Annotated in this window: 23 protein-coding genes; 18 read left to right on the top strand and 5 right to left on the bottom strand. The window is 41.7% G+C overall.

Annotated elements, in window-relative coordinates:
• The first annotated feature begins 24 nt into the window (after positions 1-24).
• Together C0V70_RS17250 and C0V70_RS17245 are read left to right on the top strand one after the other, a co-directional pair.
• Positions 25-711 carry an SDR family NAD(P)-dependent oxidoreductase gene (locus C0V70_RS17250; protein ID WP_102245107.1) on the top strand — a complete coding sequence of 229 codons (687 nt, stop codon included), beginning with the start codon at positions 25-27 and terminating at the stop codon, positions 709-711.
• Positions 708-1,208 carry a hypothetical protein gene (locus C0V70_RS17245; protein WP_102245106.1) on the top strand — a complete coding sequence of 167 codons (501 nt, stop codon included), beginning with the start codon at positions 708-710 and terminating at the stop codon, positions 1,206-1,208. Before C0V70_RS17250 ends, C0V70_RS17245 begins: the two co-directional genes overlap by 4 nt.
• On the opposite strand, the gene C0V70_RS17240 is transcribed toward C0V70_RS17245, so the two are convergent.
• On the bottom strand, positions 1,135-2,130 hold the full coding sequence (locus C0V70_RS17240) for a tRNA dihydrouridine synthase (RefSeq protein WP_102245105.1): 996 nt from the start codon (positions 2,128-2,130) through the stop codon (positions 1,135-1,137). The genes C0V70_RS17245 and C0V70_RS17240 overlap by 74 nt on opposite strands.
• A 42-nt stretch (positions 2,131-2,172) precedes the next feature.
• Here C0V70_RS17240 and C0V70_RS19255 point away from each other — a divergent pair, with 42 nt between their 5' ends.
• The 7 genes from C0V70_RS19255 to C0V70_RS17205 all read left to right on the top strand — a co-directional run bounded on the left by C0V70_RS19255 (position 2,173) and on the right by C0V70_RS17205 (position 7,424).
• Positions 2,173-2,634, top strand: coding sequence for an NUDIX hydrolase (locus C0V70_RS19255; protein WP_272868931.1), 462 nt, complete (start codon positions 2,173-2,175; stop codon positions 2,632-2,634).
• A complete protein-coding gene (locus tag C0V70_RS17230) occupies positions 2,622-3,401 on the top strand; it encodes a hypothetical protein (protein WP_102245104.1) in 780 nt (259 codons plus the stop codon). The genes C0V70_RS19255 and C0V70_RS17230 overlap by 13 nt, the downstream gene beginning before the upstream one ends.
• The gene (locus C0V70_RS17225; RefSeq protein ID WP_102245103.1) at positions 3,398-3,877 is read left to right on the top strand and encodes a hypothetical protein; all 480 of its coding nucleotides are present in this window, start codon (positions 3,398-3,400) and stop codon (positions 3,875-3,877) included. Before C0V70_RS17230 ends, C0V70_RS17225 begins: the two co-directional genes overlap by 4 nt.
• A 93-nt stretch (positions 3,878-3,970) precedes the next feature.
• On the top strand, positions 3,971-5,338 hold the full coding sequence (locus C0V70_RS17220) for a hemolysin family protein (protein ID WP_342752221.1): 1,368 nt from the start codon (positions 3,971-3,973) through the stop codon (positions 5,336-5,338).
• A 20-nt stretch (positions 5,339-5,358) separates the two neighbouring features.
• Positions 5,359-6,342: an NAD(P)/FAD-dependent oxidoreductase gene (locus C0V70_RS17215; RefSeq protein WP_102245101.1), complete on the top strand. Its 984-nt coding sequence runs from the start codon at positions 5,359-5,361 to the stop codon at positions 6,340-6,342.
• Between the two features lie 100 nt (positions 6,343-6,442).
• Positions 6,443-6,724, top strand: coding sequence for a hypothetical protein (locus C0V70_RS17210; protein WP_102245100.1), 282 nt, complete (start codon positions 6,443-6,445; stop codon positions 6,722-6,724).
• Positions 6,725-6,863: 139 nt separating this feature from the next.
• Positions 6,864-7,424, top strand: coding sequence for a hypothetical protein (locus C0V70_RS17205; RefSeq protein ID WP_102245099.1), 561 nt, complete (start codon positions 6,864-6,866; stop codon positions 7,422-7,424).
• On the opposite strand, the gene C0V70_RS17200 is transcribed toward C0V70_RS17205, so the two are convergent.
• A complete protein-coding gene (locus C0V70_RS17200; RefSeq protein WP_102245098.1) occupies positions 7,416-7,745 on the bottom strand; it encodes a 2Fe-2S iron-sulfur cluster binding domain-containing protein in 330 nt (109 codons plus the stop codon). The two genes, C0V70_RS17205 and C0V70_RS17200, sit on opposite strands and share 9 nt — an antisense overlap.
• 84 nt (positions 7,746-7,829) lie before the next feature.
• Here C0V70_RS17200 and C0V70_RS17195 point away from each other — a divergent pair, with 84 nt between their 5' ends.
• From C0V70_RS17195 to C0V70_RS17165, 7 genes are all read left to right on the top strand, one after another.
• Positions 7,830-8,942: a Glu/Leu/Phe/Val family dehydrogenase gene (locus tag C0V70_RS17195; protein ID WP_102245097.1), complete on the top strand. Its 1,113-nt coding sequence runs from the start codon at positions 7,830-7,832 to the stop codon at positions 8,940-8,942.
• A gap of 113 nt (positions 8,943-9,055) precedes the next feature.
• The gene (locus tag C0V70_RS17190; RefSeq protein ID WP_102245096.1) at positions 9,056-12,871 is read left to right on the top strand and encodes a beta strand repeat-containing protein; all 3,816 of its coding nucleotides are present in this window, start codon (positions 9,056-9,058) and stop codon (positions 12,869-12,871) included.
• A gap of 79 nt (positions 12,872-12,950) precedes the next feature.
• On the top strand, positions 12,951-14,048 hold the full coding sequence (locus tag C0V70_RS17185; protein WP_102245095.1) for a hypothetical protein: 1,098 nt from the start codon (positions 12,951-12,953) through the stop codon (positions 14,046-14,048).
• 127 nt (positions 14,049-14,175) lie between these two features.
• Positions 14,176-16,425, top strand: a complete 2,250-nt coding sequence (locus C0V70_RS17180) for an alpha-ketoacid dehydrogenase subunit alpha/beta (protein WP_243733573.1) — start codon at positions 14,176-14,178, stop codon at positions 16,423-16,425.
• Between the two features lie 43 nt (positions 16,426-16,468).
• Positions 16,469-17,035: a peroxiredoxin gene (locus C0V70_RS17175; protein WP_208107767.1), complete on the top strand. Its 567-nt coding sequence runs from the start codon at positions 16,469-16,471 to the stop codon at positions 17,033-17,035.
• A gap of 162 nt (positions 17,036-17,197) precedes the next feature.
• Positions 17,198-17,845, top strand: coding sequence for a response regulator transcription factor (locus tag C0V70_RS17170; RefSeq protein ID WP_102245093.1), 648 nt, complete (start codon positions 17,198-17,200; stop codon positions 17,843-17,845).
• Positions 17,845-18,900, top strand: coding sequence for an ATP-binding protein (locus C0V70_RS17165; protein ID WP_102245092.1), 1,056 nt, complete (start codon positions 17,845-17,847; stop codon positions 18,898-18,900). The genes C0V70_RS17170 and C0V70_RS17165 overlap by 1 nt, the downstream gene beginning before the upstream one ends.
• Here C0V70_RS17165 and C0V70_RS17160 read toward each other — a convergent pair.
• Together C0V70_RS17160 and C0V70_RS17155 are read right to left on the bottom strand one after the other, a co-directional pair.
• A complete protein-coding gene (locus C0V70_RS17160; RefSeq protein ID WP_133566671.1) occupies positions 18,897-19,202 on the bottom strand; it encodes a hypothetical protein in 306 nt (101 codons plus the stop codon). The two genes, C0V70_RS17165 and C0V70_RS17160, sit on opposite strands and share 4 nt — an antisense overlap.
• A gap of 73 nt (positions 19,203-19,275) precedes the next feature.
• Positions 19,276-20,253 carry a ComEC/Rec2 family competence protein gene (locus C0V70_RS17155; protein WP_102245090.1) on the bottom strand — a complete coding sequence of 326 codons (978 nt, stop codon included), beginning with the start codon at positions 20,251-20,253 and terminating at the stop codon, positions 19,276-19,278.
• Positions 20,254-20,374: 121 nt separating this feature from the next.
• Between C0V70_RS17155 and nadC the strand changes: the two genes are divergently transcribed.
• Together nadC and nadB are read left to right on the top strand one after the other, a co-directional pair.
• Positions 20,375-21,223: a carboxylating nicotinate-nucleotide diphosphorylase gene (nadC, locus tag C0V70_RS17150; protein WP_102245089.1), complete on the top strand. Its 849-nt coding sequence runs from the start codon at positions 20,375-20,377 to the stop codon at positions 21,221-21,223.
• A complete protein-coding gene (gene nadB, locus C0V70_RS17145; RefSeq protein WP_102245088.1) occupies positions 21,220-22,779 on the top strand; it encodes an L-aspartate oxidase in 1,560 nt (519 codons plus the stop codon). The genes nadC and nadB overlap by 4 nt, the downstream gene beginning before the upstream one ends.
• A gap of 195 nt (positions 22,780-22,974) precedes the next feature.
• Here the strand turns inward: nadB and C0V70_RS17140 are convergent, their stop codons facing one another.
• Positions 22,975-23,409: a pentapeptide repeat-containing protein gene (locus C0V70_RS17140; RefSeq protein ID WP_102245087.1), complete on the bottom strand. Its 435-nt coding sequence runs from the start codon at positions 23,407-23,409 to the stop codon at positions 22,975-22,977.
• Positions 23,410-23,494: the final 85 nt, after the last annotated feature.

Raw genomic sequence — 23,494 nt, 5'->3', positions numbered from 1 at the left:
TTTTATTTTGAGAAGAATTAGATCATGGAAGAAAGTCAATTCGCTCTTATCACCGGAACTTCATCCGGCCTCGGCTTTGAAATGGCCGAGTTCCTTCTGGAAGAAGGCTATACAGTCATCGGTGTTTCTCGCCGAGGCACAGCTATTGATAATCCAAACTTTATCGACATTATCTGCGACATCAAAGACGAAGCATCTGTTGAAGAAATGTATGAACTCATTGGCAATCACACCAATGAATTGCATATGATTGTTTTAAATGCCGGTATCTTTGAAATGTCTCCATTAGTGGAAACATCAACCAAAGAATTTACAGATCACCTTACAACTAACGTTGTAGGAGCTTTCCATATCCTGAAGCACTCAAGTGACTTCATTGTTGAAGATGAAACTCATATTGTAACGGTCTCTTCTATTGCTTCTAAAAAAGGATTGGCCAATATTTCGGCCTACAGTGCTTCGAAGTTTGCCTTAAATGGAATGATTGAATCTCTAAGAGAAGAGTGGGCGCATTTAGGTGTGCGTTTCTCAACTCTAATGCCAGGGGCGATCGCTACACCGATTTGGGAAGAAGGCGATATGGATCTTCCACGCGATCAAATGATGGGTGTAGATGATTTTATGCATGTTTTTCAAATGGTCACTAGAAGCCCGCGACATGTTCAATTCCCAGAGATTGTTTTTTTACATAAAAAAGGAATCGTAAAATGAAATTATGGGAAAAGCTCTCAGCAAAGGCAAGGTACTACATCATTTCGTTTACCAATCTTGCTATTTGTTGGGGGATTCTTTATCTTTTAAATCTCGATTTCTTAAATATCATTTTCTTTCTGACTGCCTTTACCTGGCACTTTGCTCTCTTGACTCCCGGACTTAAAGAGCAGATTTTAACCAGTAATAACAGGTTCTCGTTTCTCGCAGTTGTGGTGAGATCAAATCATTACTTGCAGATGTTCATTAACTTAAAACGCGTTCCATATGCTTCATCTTTCATCAGAGCTATTTCGCCAGTGATTTTTACGCTGCTGTTATTTATGGTGGGAGGAAAGGGGAATTTGCTTTTTACGCTCTTAGGATCACTCTGCTTTGAAGTCGTTTATCTTTTTTCTAAGAAAAAGCGCGATGAGCTTCCGCCTATCCCTTCAGAGCATACAGATGCCCAAGAAACTGCTCCAGAGTCTCAGCACGTAAAAAAGAGCCTCGAATAGTTTCGAAGTCTTCATAGTCATCAAATAAATTGCGCGAGAAAGATTTAAAACGCTTGAGGATTAGGTTGTCTGCCCAGCCAATTTGTCTGTACTCAACCATCAGAGCATCAAAATACAACTCGAGGTATTTCTTTCTTTCGTAAAGAAGATAAGTATCGTCGATGTTGCCGTCATCTTCTACATAGTCTTTATAAATTTTAGCAAGCCATGGTGTCTTAAGCGCACTTCTTCCAAACATGACTGAATGGCATTTTGTTTCTTTAAAAACATTCTCAATGTCTTCAGCAATCCAGATATCGCCGTTTCCAATGAGAGGAACTTTCACTTCCTCAACTGCTTTTTTAATGTAGCTCCAGTCTGCGACACCTTTATAAAGTTGATCGCGTGTGCGGGCGTGAAGAGTGATGGCCTCAACACCTTCATCCTGGATTAATTTAAGCGTGTCAGAGAAGTTGCTGTCGTCGCGGTAGCCGATGCGCATTTTAACCGAAAAATGTCCGGTAAAGTTTGAGCGAATGGTTTTTAAAACATGCGAGAGCGCTTTGTGGTTGGATAATAAATAAGCACCGCCAAAGTGTGAGTTTACTTTTTTAGAAGGGCATCCAAGATTTAAATCCAAATGATCCATCTTTAATGACTCGAGAATATCGACGACGTCTTTTGTTTGCGCGCGCTCTGTGGTGAGAATTTGAAATGAGTTTTTCTTTCGCCATTCAGGATTTTTCAGGATGCGCTCGCCGTAATGTTCGACGATCATTCTTTCAGTCACCTTACCGACAGTTGGAACGCGCAAAAAATCCGTAAAAAGATGATCCCACTCAGGAAAAGTCTTCATGAGAGCAATGCGATAGGGCTCATCGGTGATGCCTTCCATAGGCGCGAAGAGCAGGGATTTTTTAGGAAACACGTCGAAATTATTCATCGAGCATGTTAGTATCAGGAACCCATTCAAAGGAAAAGACACTTGAAAAAAAATCTCACCGTTTCTATTGCGATTTTTATCAAAGACGTAGAGGCCGAAAGCTTTAAGGTTTGGACCCAAGTGCGCCTGGAAGAGGGGGCCCTTTACGGTAAGCTGGAATTTCCAGGTGGAAAGATCGAAGTAGGCGAAACTCCGGAAGGGGCCTGTAGAAGGGAAGTCCATGAGGAAGTGGATCTGCTTCTTCCACAGGATGAGAAGCTGGTTCTTTTTAAGTACCAGGACTACTCAGTGGAGCATAAGAATATTTGTTTATTCGTCTTCATTTCAAAATTCCAAGACTTACCAGCGGAAAAAGGGCAGTGGCTCACAATCCCATACAATGAAAAATCAGCTTCTTTACAAGGGAAGATTCCCCCGATAAACCATGTCATTATCGATGATTTAGCTGTATATATAAAAACACAATTCGAACAGGGCGCGCTTCAATACTTATGGCAACAGTAGATTTTATTAAAACGATTGCAGACTTTTTTCTTTTATCAGTGGCCTGGTCGCTGATTCTTTTTTCACCAATCGCTTCAACAAAGTTAACAGGTGCAGGGTTGATGAAACTTCTGGCCAATTCGGCCATCGGTGCACTGGTTATCTCAATGGTTATCCAAGGTGTGACTCCTAATGGAATGGCAACTTTGACTTTCGGATTAAAAGCAATTTCTTTAGTGGCGATGATTTTAATCACAACACTTCATCAGGATAATAAGTCACCACTGATGTGGGGATTGTATGTCGTTCACAGTGCAGTTCTGGCGTACTTATTATGCGCACTCGTTAGTTTCAATGTTCTTAATTCAGTTTTTATTATTTCAGCGGCGCTATTTCTAGGAGTGATTACTTACTCAATGGTTTTAGGTCACTGGTATTTAGTTGTTCCAAAACTTTCAGAGCAACCGCTTAAGGTTGCAGCTGTGATCACTTGGGCGATCCTGGCAGTGAAAATTCTCTGGAGTTCCTACTCGCTGGTGCATAACTACGATTTCTTTGAAGAGCAAACACAGCTTGGAGCGGGGTACGCTTTTAACTGGATGCTTCTAACGATGAGAGTGTCTTTTGGTTATTTAGTGATTCTGGGAATGACATATTTTAACTGGAAACTTTTAAAACTAAGATCAATTCAAAGTTCTACCGGGATTCTCTACGCGATGACGTTTTTCGTTTTCATTGGAGAGCTGGTCTCAACTTATATCTTTTTTAACTACGGGCTTTATATATGATGACTGTTCAATTCACATGTAAACATTGTGGTTCAAGTGTTCACGTTTACCCTGAAGTAAGTGCTCACAAAATTCAGTGCGATGTTTGTCAGACAGAGCAGGAAGTGAAATTTGATCACAATCATGAAGAAGGAATTCTTAAAGACTGTCCGTCGTGTGAGAGGAAAGACTTTTACTCGCAAAAAGATTTCAACAGAAAGCTCGGAGTGATTCTCTTTGTTTCTGCGGCCATTATTTCAACGGTACTGCTTTATTTCGGGATTAATCCGCTTTGGTACCTAAGCACTTTCGTGTTCCTCTACGCTCTGGACTTCTTTTTATTTAGAAGGCTACAGGTCATCGCCATCTGCTACAAATGCCAAACAATCTTCAGGAACGTAAAGAATATTGAGGAAATTCCGGGGTTTAACCATGAAATGAATGATCGCATCATTTATTCTGATCACAACTTCCATGGCAAGCCTCTAGATCATTGATAATAGGTCGCAATTAGACTTCGGGGGCACCTTCCTGTATAATGATTAGATTAGTTTTTGTTTACTCGTTACTAACTTAACCAGGACTTTTCCATAGAACCCCCGCTTGAATATTTAGTCTCTTCCTACGAAATCTTCGCTCTAATCCTTTGTTTTATCGCAGCCGCTTTTTTCTCAGCAGCTGAAGCCGCACTTTTATCTATCGGTGTAGACCGCGCCCGCCAGCTCATTGAAGAAGGTGGATCCAAAGGTAAAGCTATGGCATTTATGATCTTAAGGCCCTCAGAGCTTCTTGCGACTATCCTTGTAGGAAATAACATCGCCAACATTCTTGCCGGATCGATTACAACATCTATCACGGCAGCTTACACCGGAAGTAGTATCGTCGGTATCGCTCTTGGTTTAACTACAGTTATCATTATTATCTTCGGAGAGATCATTCCGAAGACCATTGGTAGAACACACGCTGAAAAATTCTCAGTCATTGTTATTCGCTCACTGCAAATCTGTTTTTATCTTTTGTACCCGGTGATCAAATCAATCGTTTGGTTTATTGGAACAATTTTAGGAGATAGTGCTGAAGTTACCGGAAGAATGGTCACTAAAGATGATATCGAATTTATGATTTCGAAAGCAGAAAAAGAAAGAACGATGGACTCAAAACAAATCGATCTTCTTTCTTCAATTCTTGAATTCCCAATGATTAAAGTTAAAGACATCATGATTTCTCGAGTAAGAGTCAACTACGCCCAAGTGACCTGGAGCTTTGAAGAGATGATGAACTACGTGAGAGAGACTGGAAACTCACGTTACCCGGTTGTTGATGGAGAGCTAGAAAACATCGTTGGATTCCTGCACGTAAAAGACCTCGCCTTTGTTACTGATGAGGAAAAGAAAAACTTTAAAATGGAAAAACTTTTAAAGCCACCTTTCTTCGTTTACGAACACATGAAGATCCAGTCGGTTTTTGATCACATGAACAGAAAGAAAGTGCACTTGGCATTAGTGAAGGATGAAAACGGAACGGTTGTCGGTATCGTTACTCTGGAAGATATCATCGAAGAGATTTTCGGTGAAATTCATGATGAGCATGATGACGTTGAAGAAATTGAAAAAGGACTTGAGGAAGCTAACCTGGAAGACGGTATTGTCGTTGCCGGGGATATCTCTTTAAGAGAACTTTATAGTGATTACGACATTAAGATTCCTTTGAATGATAACTACTCAACACTGGCCGGGTTTATGCTCGATATGCTGGGGAACACATTCCCTGAACAGGATCAGATCATTGTTTGGGAAGGATTATCGTTTAACTTAGAAATTGTTGAAGAGTACGTAATCAAACAAATACGCATTAAAGACGTCGATGGCGAAAAGCATATTTTCTCTAAGAAAGAACACGCTGAACTCGTAGAAAAAAACGACATCGAAGCTTCGCTTAATCTTCAAGAGAAAGAGTAGATTTGAATTAGGATTCTCATATGAAAATTCATGATGTAGCGGTAATTGGCGGTGGCTCTGCTGGAGTCATGGCCGTTCTTAGAACTGTTCTAAACAACGATGAATGTCTTTTTTTCCCGGGGTCACCAAAAGATAAAAAACGCTCACGCGCTTTTTGGGTGACGAAAGTTGAAAACATGCCGGGGCATCTTGAATACAAAAAAGGTATCGATGAACCCAATAAAGAATCTCTCGACTGGCTGGCCGCTGGTCCCTTCAAAGAAAAACTTATCTGGAAAAAGAACACTGGAATTGTCAGTGTCAAAAAAGAAGAAGATGGCATCTTCACTTTAACTGATAATAAAAATGAAGTGTATCAGGCCCGTTATGTGATTTTATGCACGGGAGTGATGGATGTTCAGCCGACGATTCAAGGATCAATTGAAACGATCTACCCATACGCTAACATTCAGCTGGCTGATTACTGTTTAAGATGTGACGGGCACCACGTGCTTAACAAAAAGATTGCGATCTTTGGTCACAACTCAGGAGCGGCCTGGGTTGGGATCATGTTGTATGAGCGCTATCAATGTCCTGAAGTCACTATTCTTACTAATGGTGAGGCGCCTAATTTTGATGAAGAAACAACAGCGCTGATGAAGAGATACAATTTTAAAATTGTTACTGAAGCGATTACTGAAATTAAAGGTGATCCAAAAAATAAAATCCTCAACGGCTTTGTCTGTGGAGATAAAAATGTTGAAGCAGATTACGCTTTCATCGCACTAGGGATGATCGTCTACAATGAGCTGGCAAAAATGTTAGGGGCCAATCTTGACCAAAGAGGTTTTGTGGTAACCGATAGCAAAGGTAAGTCAAGTGTAGATGGGTTGTATGTCGCAGGGGATTTGAGAGCAAACACCAAAAAACAAATATATACCGCATGGGATGGAGCCGTTGATTCTGCTGATGATATCAATGTTTTAATCCGTCGAAAAAAGCGAACTGAAGCCTCACTATTATGACAGATCATATAGAGCAGTATGGGTGTAAAGTATCTCTAAGAAGATAACCAATATGGTTAGCTTCCTATGTACTAACACGTCAGCCATGGAGGATGACAGCATGAAAACTTTCAATACTGCAGATATGGTAAATGAGGCGACAAGTGAAATCGAAAAAATTGCGCCAAGAAATTCGCACGTAGAAATCGATGTTAAAGAGGACCCTGCAGGTCACTTTAGCACTAACATTAAACTACAAACTAAAACTAGAACTTACTTCGCTAAAAAGGAAGATACATTTCTCTATCGAAGTTTTTCAAAAGCACTGCGAGCGATTAAAGCGCAAATTCAAAAAAAGCGTGTTAGCCACATGCACTCACAAACGAGCTTGAAAAACACTTAGCTCCTTAAGCATTTAATCAAATCAAAAAAGAAAGAGGCCCTGTTTAATACAGGGCCTTTTTTTTGATTCAGTATTTTTTATTGACAGTAATTAACTCAACTTGGTTTAATAGTATAAATTTATTTATCAAGGGAAAAAAATGAAACACATTTTATGGGTTTTACTATTGGTTCTCGTTTCTTCGTGCGCAGGAAAAATTGAAAGCAATATTCCTAAGCCGGGAGCGATAAAGCAGGAGGAAGCTCTGAAGGTAGATGTTTTTTCTCTGACTTATCACAAGCAGCTTGGTTCATGCACTTCATTGCCAATCAGCCACCGCGTCTTATCTTTTAACTTCATTCCCTTGGCGATGAGTGGAGACGATATTTTTGTCGGAGTACTGGAAGTGCTGTTGGATGAACAGACAAAAACCTACCAGGCGATTTATAAAGAATACCCGGGAGCGGCCAACACTGATCAAAATGTTTTCGCAATGAATTTGAATGGAACCTTTGAAGTGATTAAAGCTCAGGACAACAACAGCAATGATAAATTGATTTTAGGAAACCTGGGTGAAGTGAACCCAACTCTTAAGTCAGACCGTGTTCGTTTCCTGCTAAAACTTGATTCTGATCTGAATAGAGAAGTGACTCAGGCAGAAGTGCTGGGTTATGTTCAACAAAAAGGAACAGAGTTAGTAGACGATAATTGTTTACTTTAAGGGAGCGATTTCCACGTCACCAAGAACCTTTGCCCGGCAAGAAAGGCGGACAGTCTTTCCCGGGTAAGAGCCTTTGATGTGTTCGATTGTGTCCGTTTCCACTACACCCATAGGGGATAAGTTTTCGATTCCTTTGATAACTTCAATGCGGCATGACCCGCACGATCCGGCCAGGCATCCATGAGGCAAACTCAAGTTTTGACGGTCCAGTTCATCGTATAAGATTTGGCTTAAATTAACTTTGTATTCACGAGGCTTTGAAGGCTCCTTTTCATTGGGAGATTCAGAGGAACCCGGAAGGTGAACTAACACGGTGGGCATATTTATTTTATCCTTCAAAGAATAATATCTTCCCAATTGTAAAACACGATGCAAAATTATCCAACTCAAAAGTGAGGAATGACAATGTTTACTTTCGAAAAACTATACTCAATGGGACACGAAGAAGTGGTATTTTTCTCTGACCCTTCATGCGGCCTAAAAGCTATCGTAGCGATTCACAACACTACTCTTGGTCCAGCTCTAGGTGGAACAAGAATGTGGAACTACAAATCAATCGACGATGCTATCGAAGATGCTCTTCGTTTATCTCGCGGTATGACTTACAAAAACTCTATCTCAGGTCTTAACCTTGGTGGTGGTAAAGCGGTTATCATGGGAGATCCTACAAAGGATAAATCTGAAGCGCTTTTCAGATCATACGGAAGATTCGTTGAGTCTCTTAACGGTCGTTACATCACAGCTGAAGACGTTAACACTACAGTTGATGATATGGAATTCATCTTCGCTGAAACAAACAACGTAACAGGTGTTGCTGAAATCAACGGTGGATCTGGTAACCCTTCTCCATGGACAGCTCGCGGTGTATTCCGTGGGATGGAAGCTTCAGCTCTTAAAGTTTTTGGTGACCGTTCACTAAAAGGTAAAGTTGTTGCTCTTCAAGGTGCAGGTTCAGTTGGAACTCACTTAGGAAGACACCTATACGAATCAGGAGCGAAAGTTCTTTTCACTGATATGAACGAAGCAAACATCGCTCGTTTCAAAGAAGCTGTGCCTAACGCTGAATTCGTAGGTCTAAACGATATCTACGACGTAAAGTGTGACATCTACGCTCCATGTGCTCTTGGTGCAACTGTTAACGATCAAACAATCGACAGAATCAAAGCTAAGATCATCTGTGGTGCTGCTAACAACCAACTTGCAGAAAACCGTCACGGAGATATGCTAAAAGAAAAAGGCATCCTATACGCTCCAGATTACCTGATCAACGCTGGTGGGGTAATGAACGTATCGATCGAATTCGAAGGATGGTCAGCTGAGAAGGCAACTAAGATGGTAGACAAGATCTACGATACAACTTTGAAGATCTTCAAGCTTTCTGATGAGCAAAATATTCCGGTGTACAAAGCTACGGATTTAATGGCTGAGCAAAGAATCCAGTCAATCAAGAACATCAGAGGAAAGTACCTAGGAAACCTAAGCCATAGATTCCCAGGACGTAAGTCTCGTTCTCGTTAATTATCAAAATCAATTAGGTCACCAAGCCAAAGCGTTTGGTGACCTTTTTTTCCTCTTCTGTTTCCCCCTTTAGCTAAGTCCACTATTTAACCTATAATCTTAATTGAGGATATATGATCCCGATTAAGACGCTTATTAATGTCATTCTCTTCTCATCAATACTGCTTTTTGTTGGTTGTTTAAACTCGACCAAAAAAGAAGAAGTAAAAGGCTCGCCTGAGGTGGTTAATCGTCTTATTGCTAAAAACATCACGCCGGCAGATGTTCCATCAAAAACTCAATCAATCATTACTTTGTCCTATGAAAGCATCGACAACGACTTAGCTTCGAGTTGTTCACTTTCTCAACTTTCACACGTGAGCGTAACTCAGGCCTGCAGCTGTGATCAGTTAGGTGTTTGTACAGTTGGAGTGACAGGAGCGGCAGCTTACACAGGGGCCGCTAGTTTTAATTACAATGTTGTGGCCGGAGGAAAAAACTCGACGACTGGGAGGGCCAGTTTTTCTATCTCTGCTCCGCCTGCGGGAAGTAATGAGCCTCCAACGATTTCTCCAATCAGCGCTAAGACAACGACAGAGGGAGTTGCAATCTCTAATATTTCTTTTACTGTCGCAGATACAGACTCAACTGTTTCATGTTCTAATGTGACAGTGGCCTCTTCCAATACAACGCTTATTCCGGCGGCAAATGTAGTCGTGAGTGGATCGGGGACAAGTTGTTATGTGACAGTGACTCCGGCCGCAAATCAAATTGGTTCGAGCAACATCACTCTGACGTTAACTGATACGGGGTCTCCACTTCCTGCGAAAACAGCAGTATCGACTTTTACTGTAACAGTTAATGCTTTTAATGATCCTCCAACTATTTCAACGATCTCTGCTCAAATAACAAATGAAGACACTTCAACATCAGCGATTGCTTTTACGATTGCCGATGTGGATTCAACTCTTGCGTGTTCAAATGTCACAGCAACTTCTTCTAACACTTCACTTGTGTCTGTTTCTAATATTGTCATCGGGGGAACGGCACCGAATTGTACAGTGACACTCTCTCCAAGTTTAAATCAGTCAGGAGCTGTGACGATCACACTTACTGTCCGCGATAATGGGATGCCACTTCCGGCAAAAACAGCTTCTACATCATTTGGCCTAACGGTAGTTTCCGTCAATGATGCTCCGGTGATTGCAACAATTGCAACTCAAGTGACGAATGAAAGCACGGCAAAGACAGTAAACTTTACGATTACCGATGTGGACTCTAACCTGACTTGTAATGGTAGCACCGTGATCACATCTTCAAATACGGCATTAGTTCCAAATACCAACATTTCTATTACGGGAATTGCGCCTAACTGTATGGCGACAATTACACCGGTCAATGGCCAATCGGGGACGACGACCTTGACTGTGGCAGTGTCGGACAATGGCTTCCCAATGCCGATTCAAACGACAACAACGACATTTAATCTTCAAGTGACAAAGGTGAATCAAGCTCCGACAATCTCGGCAGTCACAAATCAAAGTACCAATGAAGACACGGCCACAAGTGCAATTAATTTTACAATCGCTGATTCTGATTCCACTGTTTACTGCAGCAACGTAGTGGGGACATCGAGCAATACTTCTTTAATTGCCAACGCCAATATTGTTATTTCTGGAACCGCTCCTAATTGCCAGGCTGTCATTACTCCGGCTGCAAATGGATATGGTTCAGCAACGATCACGTTGACTTTAACAGACAACGGAACGCCGATGCCGGCGATGACAGCGACTTCTATTTTTACTCTTACGGTGAATGCAGTTAACGATGCTCCAACACTTTCGGCGATTGCTACGCAAACAACAGGGCAGGCAACTGCAAGTTCTCCAATTGCATTTACAATTAATGACGTGGACTCATCACTTTCTTGTACAAGTAGTGTGGCCGCGACCTCGTCTAATACAACTCTTATTCCGAATGCTAACATTGTTATTTCCGGGACGGCACCGAATTGCCAGGCCGTGATCACTCCAGTGACTGGGTATGGTTCAGCGATAATCACGCTGACTTTAACAGACAACGGGACGCCGATGCCGGCACTAACGGCAACACAAACCTTTACCATGAACGTGATTCAGGTTAACCAGACACCGGTCATTTCATCTATTACAGCTCAAAGCACTAATGAAGATACAACTATTAGTGGAATCGCATTTACGATCACAGATGCTGACTCGACTGTTTATTGTAACAATGTGACTGGGACTTCGAGCAATACTGCCCTTGTGCCGAATGCGAATATCGTTATCACTGGAACGGCTCCAAATTGTGTGGCGGCGATTACTCCGACAGCTAATAACTCAGGTTCAGCTATGATTACGTTAACGTTAACTGACAATGGAGTTCCATTGCCAGCGAAAACGGCGACGTCTGCTTTTACTTTAACAGTCAATGCAGTTAATGATGTCCCAACGATTTCTGCTATCACGAATAAAACAACTGATGAAGATACGCCATCGAGTGCTATTACTTTTACTATCGCCGATATTGACTCTACTCTAACTTGCAGTGGAAATGTTGCCGGGACTTCATCCAATACAGCTCTTGTTCCAAATGCGAATATTGTTATTTCAGGAACAGCTCCGAATTGTCAGGCGGTTATTACTCCAGCCTCTAACGCCAGTGGGTCTGCTACAATTACACTGACTCTTTCAGATAATGGAACACCAATGCCAGCAGCCACCGCAACTAGTGTTTTTGGTTTAACTGTTGCTTCTGTTCCTGACATTACGGGCGCTTTAACTGTGGCCAGTAATCTGTCAGGAATTGCCTCTTCCTATTCAGGTAATTCATACGCTCGTACCATTAACTTTACCGGACTGACGGCAGATGAAGCTTTAAACTCGGTTGAAGTTTGCTTAGGAACGTCTGCAGGTTCATGTGATGTTTCATCATGGGTAGAGGCAACTGGTTACACAACCTCTGGTTCAGCACCAAGCGTGTCTTTAGGGGGAAGTTACAAACTAAGAAGTGGAGTTGGAGGAGCACAGATATTTACAATCTATGCATCTTGTAGCTCGACAAATAATTATTATTATTCAGTCAGAGGGACAAGCGCTTCATCCCAACTTTCTAATGTTGTTAGTACTCCTGCCTGGACATTTTGGGAGCCAAGCTGTCTTGGTTCAACTGTATTGGCACAATGGCTGGATGCAAGCGAGACTTCAACATTGACATTAGTGGGAGCAGGCTTAAGTCAAATTACCGATAAGTCAGGAAACAACCGAACAATGACTCAAGGAACGACCAATAAGCGACCAGCTTGGAATGCCAGCAGTATGGGAGCAGGTCTGCCAGGGCTCACATTTAATGGAACCCAGAGTGCGGCCAATGGTTCAAGCCTTGCGGGGACAAAATTTGTTTACGACCTTGGTGCTTCATCTATTTTTACAGTCATGAAGGCAGCAGCAATCAATGCTAACAGATATATTTATAGTGAAGGCAATACTGGAACGACATCTAATGTTTCTTATTCTCCTTTTGTGACTTCAACGACAAATACGATTACCAGCCTTCAGGTAAATAATGCTAATGCAACTGAAGTTAATCTTCCGACAACCAGTACGACATTTTTTAATAACACAATTATGCTAGGGATGATGGAAGATTCGGGAACAACTTTTTATTCATACACTAATGGGACGGCCCAATCTCAGGCAAAAACAAATTATTCCCGTGGCACTTCAACTTTGACGACTTCACGAATCGGGGCTCGTTTTAGAAACAATGCCGAAACTGGATGGATGGCCGGAGTCATGGGAGAGTTCATAGTAACTAATGGAGTGTTAAGCACTCTTAACCGTCAAAAGCTCGAAGGATATGCTGCCCATAAGTGGGGTGTAAGTGCTAACTTACCGGTAGGACATCCCTATAAAACAACTCCTCCGTAGTACCTGATCAAAAGGCCCTTTATTTAGAGGCCATCCTTACCGCATAGGAAAGAACTCCCGCATACGTTAAAATTATCCTATGAAAAAGAGTGCTCTCTTACTGACATTTTTCATTTTCTCTCAATCAGTTTTTGCCATTGATTTTGAAGATGCTGTGTTCCCGGAACTGGCGACCAGTGGTCGTGCGCTTGCCATGGGGAATGCTTTTATTTCTAAAGTAGATGATGCTTCGGCCGCTTTTTACAATCCAGCAGGATTGGGAACTGTTCGTTACTCACATCTGCACCTTTCAAATTTTCACCTTGAAGTCAATAAAGGTCTTCTGTCTACCGGAACAGGTGGAGCGATTACTGATGCTTTAAAAAACACCACGAAAATGTTTTCATTGGATGGAACGCGTGAAGTTTTAAAAGACAACGTAGGGAAGATTTCTCATTCGCGATTCCACATGCTGCCAAACTTTACATCGCGCTATTTTAGCTTTGGCTATTTACTAGCGAAAAGAACCAGAGCAACAGTGGTTGATTCATCGACAGCAGGATTTGAGTTTGCTGACAGGTTAGATCACGGTCCATACGCCGCTCTTAATATCTCTCTTTTTGGGGGAGTGTTTAAGGCCGGTTTATCAACAATCTTTTTAAATCGCAAAGAAATTATCGGGACAGCTGACCCTGCTGCAACTTTAACAGTGGCAGACAACGCTTATAAAAAAGGGAACGCTTTCATCGGAACAGCGGGAGCGAAGATCACGTTGCCGGTTGTTTTCCTTCCAACTTTTTCAGCAACTCTTCACAATGCCTTTAAGCAGGATTTTAAAAACGGAAGAGGTGCAGGTGCTCCTGATTCAATTAAACAAAGTATTGATGTTGGTTTTTCGGTCACTCCACAAATCAGCAACAACAGTCGCATTCATTTTGAAATGAATTACAAAGATCTTTCAAAAGAATTCGATAATGTGTCGGCTTCAAGAAAGTTCCTTCTGGGAATGGAAATTGATATTTCCCGTGTCTTTTTTATCCGCGCCGGTTACGGTGACGGGTTCGGATCTTTTGGTTTAGGTGTGAAATCCAGAAAGCTGGAATTCGACCTGACAACCTACGCAGTAGACACCTCTTCGGCCAAGTTTAGAGGACAAGAGGACCGCCGTTTCGCTCTTTCCCTCTCTAGTGGATTTTAATTCCAAAAATTTAGGCACTTACCCTTCGAGGACGCAGAGCGTTCTCACACCTCAAATTTAGACATTACGGACACTTTTAGGTAGAGTCTTGATACTTATTTTTATCACTTTTTAAGGATCGAAACTTATGTTGGGAAAGACAGCAAAATCTAAAGCAAAAGCACCACCGATGAAAGCGAAAGCCACAGCACCGGTTAAGGCAAAAGCAGCAGCTCCAATTAAAGCAAAAGGCGGATCAAACGCTCACGCTAAAAAACTTGAGCTGGCAAAAAAATATAACTTAGGCAAAAAAGAAATGCTTGAGATGCTCTCAAACATTTATACATCAAGAAAAGTAGACGACGCTGAAATTTCAATGAAGAAACAATCAAAAGCTTTCTTCCAGATCTCAGGTGCTGGTCACGAAGGAATTTTAACGGCAGCGGCAATGGTTCTTAAGCCAAAGTACGACTGGTTTCTTCCATACTACCGCGACCGCGCTCTATGCTTAGGTCTTGGTGTTACTCCATACGAAATGTTATGTCAGGCAAACGGTAACATGGGCGATACAGCTTCATACGGACGTATGATGCCAGCTCACTGGGGAAATAAACCGCTTAACATCGTTAACAAATCATCTTGTACAGGAACTCAGTTCCTTCAAGCTTGTGGTCTTGCTGAAGCAGGAATCTGGTTTGAGAGATTAAAGAAAGAACATAAAGTGGATGTTTCAAAAATGGACTACCACACAGATGAAATCGTTTACGTTTCAACTGGAGACGGGACAATTGCTCAGGGGGAATTCTGGGAAGGTTTAACAACTGCTTGTGTAAACAATCTTCCAGTTCTTTTCATGGTAGAGGATAATGGTTTTGCGATTTCAACTCCAACAACTGTTCAGTACCCGGAAGGGTCAATTTCAAAAACTCTGGCAAACTTCCCAGGGCTAAAAATCTTCAACACTGATGGATGTTGTCCAATCGAATCTTTCGCCACAATGACCGAAGCCGCGAAGTACATCAGAAAAACAAGAAAGCCTGCTCTTGTTCACGCAACTGTAACAAGACCATACTCTCACTCACTTTCTGATGACCACGGAATGTATAGAACAAAAGCTGAACTACACGAAGAAGGGTTAAGAGACGTTTTCAACGCTTTCCCTAAATTCCTGGTTGAAGCTGGTGTGATCACAGAAAAGGAAAGAGAAGAAACTCTTAAAAAAGTAACTGCTGACGTTAAAGCGGCAATGGATAAAGCGATCAACACTGAATGGCCAAAACTGGATACAGTTCTTGATCACCTATACTCAGATGAACATCCAATCACTGGATCTGAATTTGAAACAGCTCCAAACTTTTCAGGAAAAGATGACGTGCCAATGGCCGCTTCTATCAACAAAGTTCTTCGCACTGAGTTTGCTAAAAACCCAATGTTAAGAATGTGGGGAGAGGACGTTGCAGACTTCTTCGAGAAAGAAAGACTGAACAACCCTGAACTAAAAGGTAAGGGGGGAGTATTCAAGCTTACAGCTAACGTTCAACGTGAATCAAAAGACGGCCAGGTTTTCAACTCGCCACTTGCTGAAGCGAACGTTATCGGCCGAGCGATAGGTATGGCGATTCGTGGAATCAAGCCAGTTGTTGAAATCCAATTCTTCGATTACATCTGGACAGCTTATATGCAATTAAAGAACGAAATGGCGACACTTCGTTATAGATCAGGTGGAGACTTCAAGTGTCCAATGGTTGTGCGTGTTCCAATCGGAGGATACTTAAAAGGTGGATCGATTTACCACTCTCAATCAGGTGAATCACTTTTCACTCACGTTCCTGGTATCCGCGTAGCGTTCCCGTCGAACTCTGCAGACGCAGCTGGACTTTTAAGAACAGCAATTAAGGGTGATGACCCGGTTATGTTCCTAGAGCATAAGCACTTATACTACCAAGGGTACAACCGTGCTGCTGATCCAGGGGATGAGTACATGATTCCATTTGGTAAAGCCCGCATTGCCCGTGAAGGTGCAGATGCAACGATCGTTGCATGGGGTGCTTTAGTTCAAAAATCAATTGAAGCAGCTAAGAAATTAGAAGCAACAACTGGTAAGACTGTTGAAGTTATCGATCTAAGAACTCTTGCTCCATATGATTTCGAAGCTATTAAAAAATCGATTACAAAAACGTCTCGTTTAATGATTGCTCACGAAGAACACAAAACATCAGGATTTGCTGGAGAAATCGCAGCGAGAGTGAATGAAGAGTGTTTCGACCTTCTGGATGCACCAATTCTGCGTGTAGGGGCCATGGACGTTCACTGTGCATACAACCCGGCCCTTGAAGATGTGATTCTGCCTCAGGTAAATCACGTTGAAGAAGTGCTGGAAAAACTTCTGAACTACTAATAAAGAAACGAAGCCCTCGAAAGAGGGCTTTTTTGTAGGTGCTATGATGAAAGATCTTTTCAACCTGCCTAAAGATTTGCCGGTCCCACATGATGATGGGGCTACTGATCACTTAGAAGGAATGTCATTGCCTTCTCTTGTTCTACATACGACTGAGGACAGGGAAGTAAACATCCGCAACCTGGCAAAACAACCAACGATTATTTTCTTTTATCCGCGAACTGGAGTGCCGAATGAGTCTGTCCCTGAGGGGTGGGATATGATTCCTGGCGCGCGCGGGTGCACACCTCAATCTTGTGGCTTTCGCGATCTTCATCAGGAATTTAAGACTCTGGGTTACGCCGTTTTTGGAGCAAGTACGCAGACAACTGAGTTTCAGCAAGAGTTTGTGGAGCGCAATCACATTCCATTTGAGATTTTAAGCGATGAGGACCTGGCCTTAACTGAGGCCCTGGAGCTCCCTACCTTTGAATTTAATGGAGAAACCCTGATTAAACGAATGGTCTTAATTCTAGAGAATGAGAAGATCGAAAAAGTTTTTTACCCAGTGTTTCCACCTGATAAAAATGCAGAGGTTGTCCTGGATTGGATACAATCTCAATTGAAATAACGCCAAGCCCCTAAACAAAAGGCCTAGGTCACTCTTTAAGACTGAATTAAGCAAATATTAAGGCCACATTCAGCTCTGACTGTTATAATATTAGAATTATATTCTTTTTTGAATAATTAAGGTAGGGTTTACTTAATTAGACTAGAGCGATTCGAGGTTAGTTTGGGCCATATATTAGTGCTTGAAGATGAAGAGAGTGCACGCAATTATCTTCGCGAAAATATTTCATGTTACGGAAACATTTCTGTCGTTGGAACTCTGGAAGATATGGATTCTCAAATCCTGAAACATAAGTATGACTTAATTATTGCCGACTACTATTTAAAAGATAAAAACTGTTTTCAAGTTCTTTCAGAGTTTCGCTATCACCTGGGGCCGGTTCCTCTCATTCTGGTTTCGGGAAGACCTTCCGTAGAGATGCTTTCACAGGCCTTAGAAGAAAAGGTTTATGCCTTTATTCAAAAGCCCATCGATATTCAAAAACTAAAAAACAAAATTGAAACGTTTTATACTTTCAATCCGGACTTCGACATCAGAGGACACAAGGTTATCCTTTTTCAGGATGACTGGAGTATTAAGATCAACGACCAGCTTTTCGAATTGACGGAAACTGAGTTTAAAATTTTCCGCTATTTCCTGGAGAGAGAAAACCAGGTGATTGACCGCCACGAACTGATCCATTATCTATGGGGAAATTCAAAATCTTCAAGGAATAAATTGGATACACATTTGACCAATCTAAAAAACAAAGTTCCTTTCGTAAAAGAGTCACTGCAAACTATTCCACGCGTGGGCTTTAAACTTAAATAATGGACAACATTAAATACAAGAAGTCCTTTCTCATCATCGCCTATGGGGTGTTGGTGCAGTTCTTTATTTTGCCCTTTCTTGAATACCCCATGCTCAAAGGGGAAATGGTCAAAGCTTATCTCGTGGCCAAAACAATTACAGTCCTCGCATTGCTCTTTTTTATTTTAAGTGTGCATTTCAATAAGCTGGTGAAGTATTGGGTCATTATGTTTCATGTCTTCTGCTTTACTTATGTGCTTGTCGGCCAGTTTTTCAATCCGGGCTATCACTTTGCGGCCATTCAATACATGTTTGTCTCGGCCATTGTGTTTGAAGGCTTCTCTTATGTCATTGCAGCTTTTCTTCCGATCTTTTTATTGGAGTACGCGCTCCATCCTTTCGCTAAGACTGTTTACGCCGATTACCCGTTTTACCATGGTGATGTGTTTAATGCTCTGATCTCTTCATGGATTGTAAGTGTTCTTTTGGAGAGATACGTCAGCCGCGTAAGAACAAAACAAAGCTTTCTCGATCGCAAATTAAGATACAAAGGGATCAAGACAGATCTCTTTCTCCACGACTTAAAAAACAAACTTCAGCCGCTCTCTGGAATCAAAGAACTGCAGGAGGTTGTGGAGGCCGTTCGTTCTTTTAATTCATTCAGTGAAGTCGAGCAACTGAGTTTTAAATCAGTCGTAATGGATTTAAAGAGCAAACATCAGATTGAGGGAGAGTGTCTGGTCACTGGAGATGAAGACTTCTTTATTGATCAGATGGATTTACAAACTATTCTTACGAATCTAATGAAAAACTCGCAGTCAGCTGCTAACGCGAGAAGAATACCGCTGCAAATGATCTTAAAGAACCGCAGTTCTGGTTTTATGTATGAAGACAATGCCGGAGGAATGAGCTTTGATCAATTAAGCCATTTCAACCAAAAGGAATTTGGACCTTATCGTGGAGCTGAGAAAAAAGGTTACGGTCTTTTTCTTATCAAAAAACTCGTCGAACATCAGGGCGGAAAATTTCTTGTGAGAAAAACGTCCAATGGGACGCGTTTTGAAATTTCTTATTAGAAACAGTTAATCGAGTAGAACTCGTGGTTTTCAGTCACGTAAGTCACCAGGCAAATTTCTTTGCTGATTTCTCTTGTTGTTAGATTCTTAATCGTTGTGCGTGCTGAGATGAGAGTGTACTCAGCGCTTTGTGTGTCTACAAAATTAATTTTTGAAATTTTTAGAACTGACCACTCACCAGAGGCCTGGTAGTAAAATTCAATCGCTTCCTGAGCACTTGAATAAATTTCTTTAATGCTGCCAGCATGAAGTGGTGCTGATGCAAGAAGAAGTGAAAGGCAAAGTGCTGAAAGAAATTTCATATGAAGTCCTTTAAGAAACGTTTCAGCATTTGTACTGAAGGCCAGGTTGTTGGTCAAGTTAGACTTTCATTTTTTAACTTAAGTGGCTGAAAATAACAGGAGTCATGGCCGTGTTTGTATGTAGAAAGATCAATAAAAAAACAATTGCGTATTTTCTTTTAGAAGTCTTGAGAATAAGCAGCGCCCAGACTGCGAGAATAAGAAAAACGGAAGAGCTGGTAAAACTGCCCTGAAGCATTTTTGCCATGACTTGAACACTCACGACATAACTTCTAATCAGAGGCTCTCCCCAGTTAAAAGGAATCAACCAATAGCTCGCCAAAAAAAGAAGCAGTGTAGGAAATAAGAGAGCAAAGAGGGCACTTCCCACCAAGCCTACAGGAATAGAAAGCAATGAAACTTTTTCTCCCATAAAAAGTCCCAGAATAAGCTGAGTGGAAAAGAGTCCAAGAATTAACATGATCTTGGAGTGATTTTGAAAAGCAAAAAATGTCCCGAGGAAAGCGAAGCTCATCAAAAATCCCAGAGGAGAATCAGAGTAATGGCCACATAAAAAAGAAACGGCAAAAGTCAGAAAGAAAATGACTTCAATTGACCATTTTCTTTTGGCCAGAAACTTAAACTGCAACAGCAATCTCAAAATAGACAAGCGATGAATAGAAGTAAAACCAGGAAGAAAAAAAGCTGATGAATAGGTCATAACTTTAATAATTCTTTGCCAACGTTTAGCTTTCATTTTTTTCACTAAGAAAAAAAGAAGAAAGAGGACACTTGCATAGTGAATCCCTGAGGGAGCAAGTAAGTGAGAGAGGTTGGTCTTCTTAAAAGCTTTTCTGGTATAGGGAGAAATCCCATTTTTATTACCAGTGATAAAACTAAAAAGAAGGTTCGCGTTCTCTGGTTTTTTGAAGTCCGCCTTCATTGACCTTTGGTACTTTTGCAGGAAAGGCGGTGTTGTCCTCGGTGGAGGGCTTTTTTGAGCAACACCCCTTTCCATGGTTACTCCCAGTGAAAGGGCGAGAATAAGGCTAAATAAGACGAAGAATTTCATGCCTAACTCCTTGAAAAAGAAGGGGGCGCATAAAAGACTTAACTCTTTGAGAGTAAAGGGTTAAATAGTAGGCAATCCGGGATTTTTGCGGTCTCGGGTATCAGATTTTGAATAGGTATTTATGAGTCTTATGACATTAGGGTTTGAAGCCGATTACGCTCGTTTTTTTGCAGAAGATGATCTGCAAGGAAATGCTTTTTACTTAAATCAACTTCCGACAGACACTGTAGAGTGCTCGCTTAAAATTAAAAGCGATGTCATGCTTGCGGGTCTTCCGTATTTTGTGGGCGCTTTTAATTTTTTAGGCGCTGAACTCGACTACAATGATTTCAAAAAATACGAAGGGAAGAATTTTAAGAAAGGTGAAGTGATTACTTTCAAACTACCTTTTGCCATCGCTCTTTCAGGTGAGAGAGTGGCGCTTAATTTGCTTCAACAAGCGACACGCATTTCAACATTCACTCAGAAGTTTGTCGAAATCGCTGCCGGATCAAAGACCACTATTCTTGATACAAGAAAAACCACTCCAGGGCTTCGCCAACTGGAGAAATACGCTGTCCGTGTAGGTGGCGCTCACAATCACCGCTTCTCTCAATCAGACGCGTGGATGATTAAAGACAACCACAAAACATTTTTTGGTGGTCTGGAAAAAGCCTGGGCCTATTTTAAGTCGATGCAAACTTACTATCAAAACATCATTGTAGAGATTCACTCTCTTGATGAACTAGCACTAGCGTTCGATTTAGGTGTTGAGCACGTGATGCTGGATAACTTTTCTAAAGAAGACCTGGCGAAGGCCGTGGCAATGAAAAAAGCTGGTGTGACGTATGAGGTATCTGGAGGAGTAAAATTAGAAACTCTTAAAGATGCTCTACTAGAAGGAATCGATGCGATTAGTATCGGTGCCCTTACTCACAGCGCTCCTCACATTGATCTTTCAATGAAGCTAAAACCCGTAGGTTCAAAATGAGCGATTTTGAATTTGATGTTTTAATTATCGGCACAGGGATCGCTGGCCTTTCAGCTGCTGCAGGCTTAGCTGAAAGAGGACTTAGAGTGGCCATCGTCACTCGCGAAAAAGACCCTTCACAAACCAACACGGTTTGGGCCCAAGGTGGAATTATTTACGCTAAGGGATCGGAAGAATCTTTAGTGGAAGATATTTTAAAAGCAAGTGCAGGAACATCGTCAGTAGAGGCGGCCAGGCTGGTGGCGTACGAATCAAGTACAATTTTAGAAGACTTGTTGATTCATAAAGCGCACTCAAATTTTGAACGAGATGAAAGCGGTGAGCTTCTTTTTACTAAAGAAGCGGCCCACTCGACTCCAAGAATCCTTTATCGCGGAGACTACACGGGGAAAGATATTCAGATCACTCTTTTAAATTACTTGAAAAACAGTTTTAAAAACGTGACGTTTTTTACTTCTCATACGGCCATCGATCTTCTGACAGCTCTTCACCATGGTGTGAAGATCCAGCAAAGATATGAAGAAAACAAAGTTCTTGGAGCTTATGTTTTTAATCAGGAAACTAAAGAAGTACAAAAAATCCTGGCGAAGTTTACTATTTTAGCGACAGGTGGGATTGGTGCAATCTATCTTCACCATACCAACTCAGAAGGCGCTCGCGGAGATGGTCATGCCATGGCCAAGAGAGCTGGTGCTGTTTTAACTGACATGGAGTTCATCCAGTTTCACCCGACAAGTTTCTACGCTGGAGCGACACATAGACGCTTCTTGGTAAGTGAAGCGGTTCGTGGAGAAGGTGGTTTATTAATTAATTCGAACGGTGTTCGTTTTATGGGGAAATACCATCCTGATATGGAGCTTGCTCCACGCGATGTGGTGGCCCGCGCGATTGCTGATGAAATGATTGAGACACAAAGTGACTGTGTCTACCTGGATATTACTCACAAAGACCCCGAGTGGATTAAAAACCGTTTCCCGACGATTTATAAACACTGTCTTGAGCATGGTGTGGATATGTGCAAAGACCGTATCCCAGTGGTTCCGGCCGCTCACTATACGTGCGGTGGAGTGAAGACAGATTTAAAAGGGCAAACAACACTAAAGAATTTATATGCAGTTGGAGAAGTCGCGTGTACTGGTCTTCATGGGGCCAACCGTTTAGCTTCAACATCACTTCTGGAAGGAATGACGTTCGGTCATTTCGCCGCTCTTGATATCATCAAGAAAGTGGATAATGAAAAAATCTACTCTGGTGATTTGATCAAAAACTGGGTTGATGGAACTGAAGAAGTTGATACTGCTCTTATCCACCAGGACTGGCAGACATTAAAGCAGACAATGTGGAACTATGTGGGACTGACGAGATCAAAAGATCGTCTTTCGCGCGCAGAGGCCATGTTCAATGAACTCTCAGATGAAATTAACCGCTTCTATAAAGACGCCAAACTTGTCGATAGCTTAATCGGATTAAGAAATGCTGTTGAAGTTGGCCATCAGGTTCTTTTGGCCTCAAGACGTAACACTCAATCAGTGGGATGTTTCTACCGCAAATCTTAGGTAAAAAAGAAAGAGCCCGGTTTAGGGAAACCAGGCTCAGTGGTAGGGCAGTGACCCTTGTAACTTCGTCATCCATGACAAAATTAAAAGTATGTAGAAGATAATTCCCTCGAAGCCAGTTTATTGATGAGAGTGAGAGATCCATGAGGGAGGTTCGTGATGCTCTCTCTAAAAATCCTTAAATGTTTTTTAGTCTTACGCTGATAGAGTTAAAAACTCTGCCAGGCATGTGATCGTGTGCGATCCAGTTCCTTGAGACTCGAAGGCCAGGTTGTCTTTAATGTCGTTGCCAGCAATGTCCGAGTCTTTCATACTGCTCATTCCCCAGATGCAATTTTCCCATGTGGTCTGTTCGAAATTGCAATCTGTAAATCGTGAGAATTTGAACTTGCAATTAATGAACATGCAATTAATGAAGAGCGAGTTCTCAATCTGGGTCCCGAAAAAGGTACAGTTTTCGAAGATAACGTCCTCGTAAACCATGTCTTTTAGCAAGCTTCCAGAGATAGTTGCATCTTGATAAGTCACCGATTTCACAGTCTTATTTTCAAGTGTCTGATATGACGTCTCACCTAATTTTTCTTCAAGCTCAGCATATAAGTCATTGATAAAATAAGTAAGAGTTTCCATATCGACCTCTTGTTTGGGACGATTTCCCGTCCTTTTCCTGAGGCCAGAATACCAAAATAGACCAATTGCGTCAAGTAATAAAATT

Origin of the sequence: Bacteriovorax stolpii, assembly GCF_002872415.1 — a bacterium.
GTDB classification, from domain to species: domain Bacteria; phylum Bdellovibrionota; class Bacteriovoracia; order Bacteriovoracales; family Bacteriovoracaceae; genus Bacteriovorax; species Bacteriovorax stolpii.
This window is presented reverse-complemented; position numbering and strand designations above follow the sequence as displayed.

Excerpts from the sequence above, each read along its gene's own strand:
- C0V70_RS17250 (WP_102245107.1), top strand. The coding sequence starts at position 25 with ATGGAAGAAAGTCAATTCGCTCTTATCACCGGAACTTCATCCGGCCTC.
- C0V70_RS17245 (WP_102245106.1), top strand. The coding sequence starts at position 708 with ATGAAATTATGGGAAAAGCTCTCAGCAAAGGCAAGGTACTACATCATT.
- C0V70_RS17240 (WP_102245105.1), bottom strand. The coding sequence starts at position 2,130 with ATGAATAATTTCGACGTGTTTCCTAAAAAATCCCTGCTCTTCGCGCCT.
- C0V70_RS17230 (WP_102245104.1), top strand. The coding sequence starts at position 2,622 with ATGGCAACAGTAGATTTTATTAAAACGATTGCAGACTTTTTTCTTTTA.
- C0V70_RS17225 (WP_102245103.1), top strand. The coding sequence starts at position 3,398 with ATGATGACTGTTCAATTCACATGTAAACATTGTGGTTCAAGTGTTCAC.
- C0V70_RS17215 (WP_102245101.1), top strand. The coding sequence starts at position 5,359 with ATGAAAATTCATGATGTAGCGGTAATTGGCGGTGGCTCTGCTGGAGTC.
- C0V70_RS17210 (WP_102245100.1), top strand. The coding sequence starts at position 6,443 with ATGAAAACTTTCAATACTGCAGATATGGTAAATGAGGCGACAAGTGAA.
- C0V70_RS17205 (WP_102245099.1), top strand. The coding sequence starts at position 6,864 with ATGAAACACATTTTATGGGTTTTACTATTGGTTCTCGTTTCTTCGTGC.
- C0V70_RS17200 (WP_102245098.1), bottom strand. The coding sequence starts at position 7,745 with ATGCCCACCGTGTTAGTTCACCTTCCGGGTTCCTCTGAATCTCCCAAT.
- C0V70_RS17195 (WP_102245097.1), top strand. The coding sequence starts at position 7,830 with ATGTTTACTTTCGAAAAACTATACTCAATGGGACACGAAGAAGTGGTA.
- C0V70_RS17190 (WP_102245096.1), top strand. The coding sequence starts at position 9,056 with ATGATCCCGATTAAGACGCTTATTAATGTCATTCTCTTCTCATCAATA.
- C0V70_RS17185 (WP_102245095.1), top strand. The coding sequence starts at position 12,951 with ATGAAAAAGAGTGCTCTCTTACTGACATTTTTCATTTTCTCTCAATCA.
- C0V70_RS17180 (WP_243733573.1), top strand. The coding sequence starts at position 14,176 with ATGTTGGGAAAGACAGCAAAATCTAAAGCAAAAGCACCACCGATGAAA.
- C0V70_RS17175 (WP_208107767.1), top strand. The coding sequence starts at position 16,469 with ATGATGAAAGATCTTTTCAACCTGCCTAAAGATTTGCCGGTCCCACAT.
- C0V70_RS17165 (WP_102245092.1), top strand. The coding sequence starts at position 17,845 with ATGGACAACATTAAATACAAGAAGTCCTTTCTCATCATCGCCTATGGG.
- C0V70_RS17160 (WP_133566671.1), bottom strand. The coding sequence starts at position 19,202 with ATGAAATTTCTTTCAGCACTTTGCCTTTCACTTCTTCTTGCATCAGCA.
- C0V70_RS17155 (WP_102245090.1), bottom strand. The coding sequence starts at position 20,253 with ATGAAATTCTTCGTCTTATTTAGCCTTATTCTCGCCCTTTCACTGGGA.
- nadC (WP_102245089.1), top strand. The coding sequence starts at position 20,375 with ATGAGTCTTATGACATTAGGGTTTGAAGCCGATTACGCTCGTTTTTTT.
- nadB (WP_102245088.1), top strand. The coding sequence starts at position 21,220 with ATGAGCGATTTTGAATTTGATGTTTTAATTATCGGCACAGGGATCGCT.
- C0V70_RS17140 (WP_102245087.1), bottom strand. The coding sequence starts at position 23,409 with ATGGAAACTCTTACTTATTTTATCAATGACTTATATGCTGAGCTTGAA.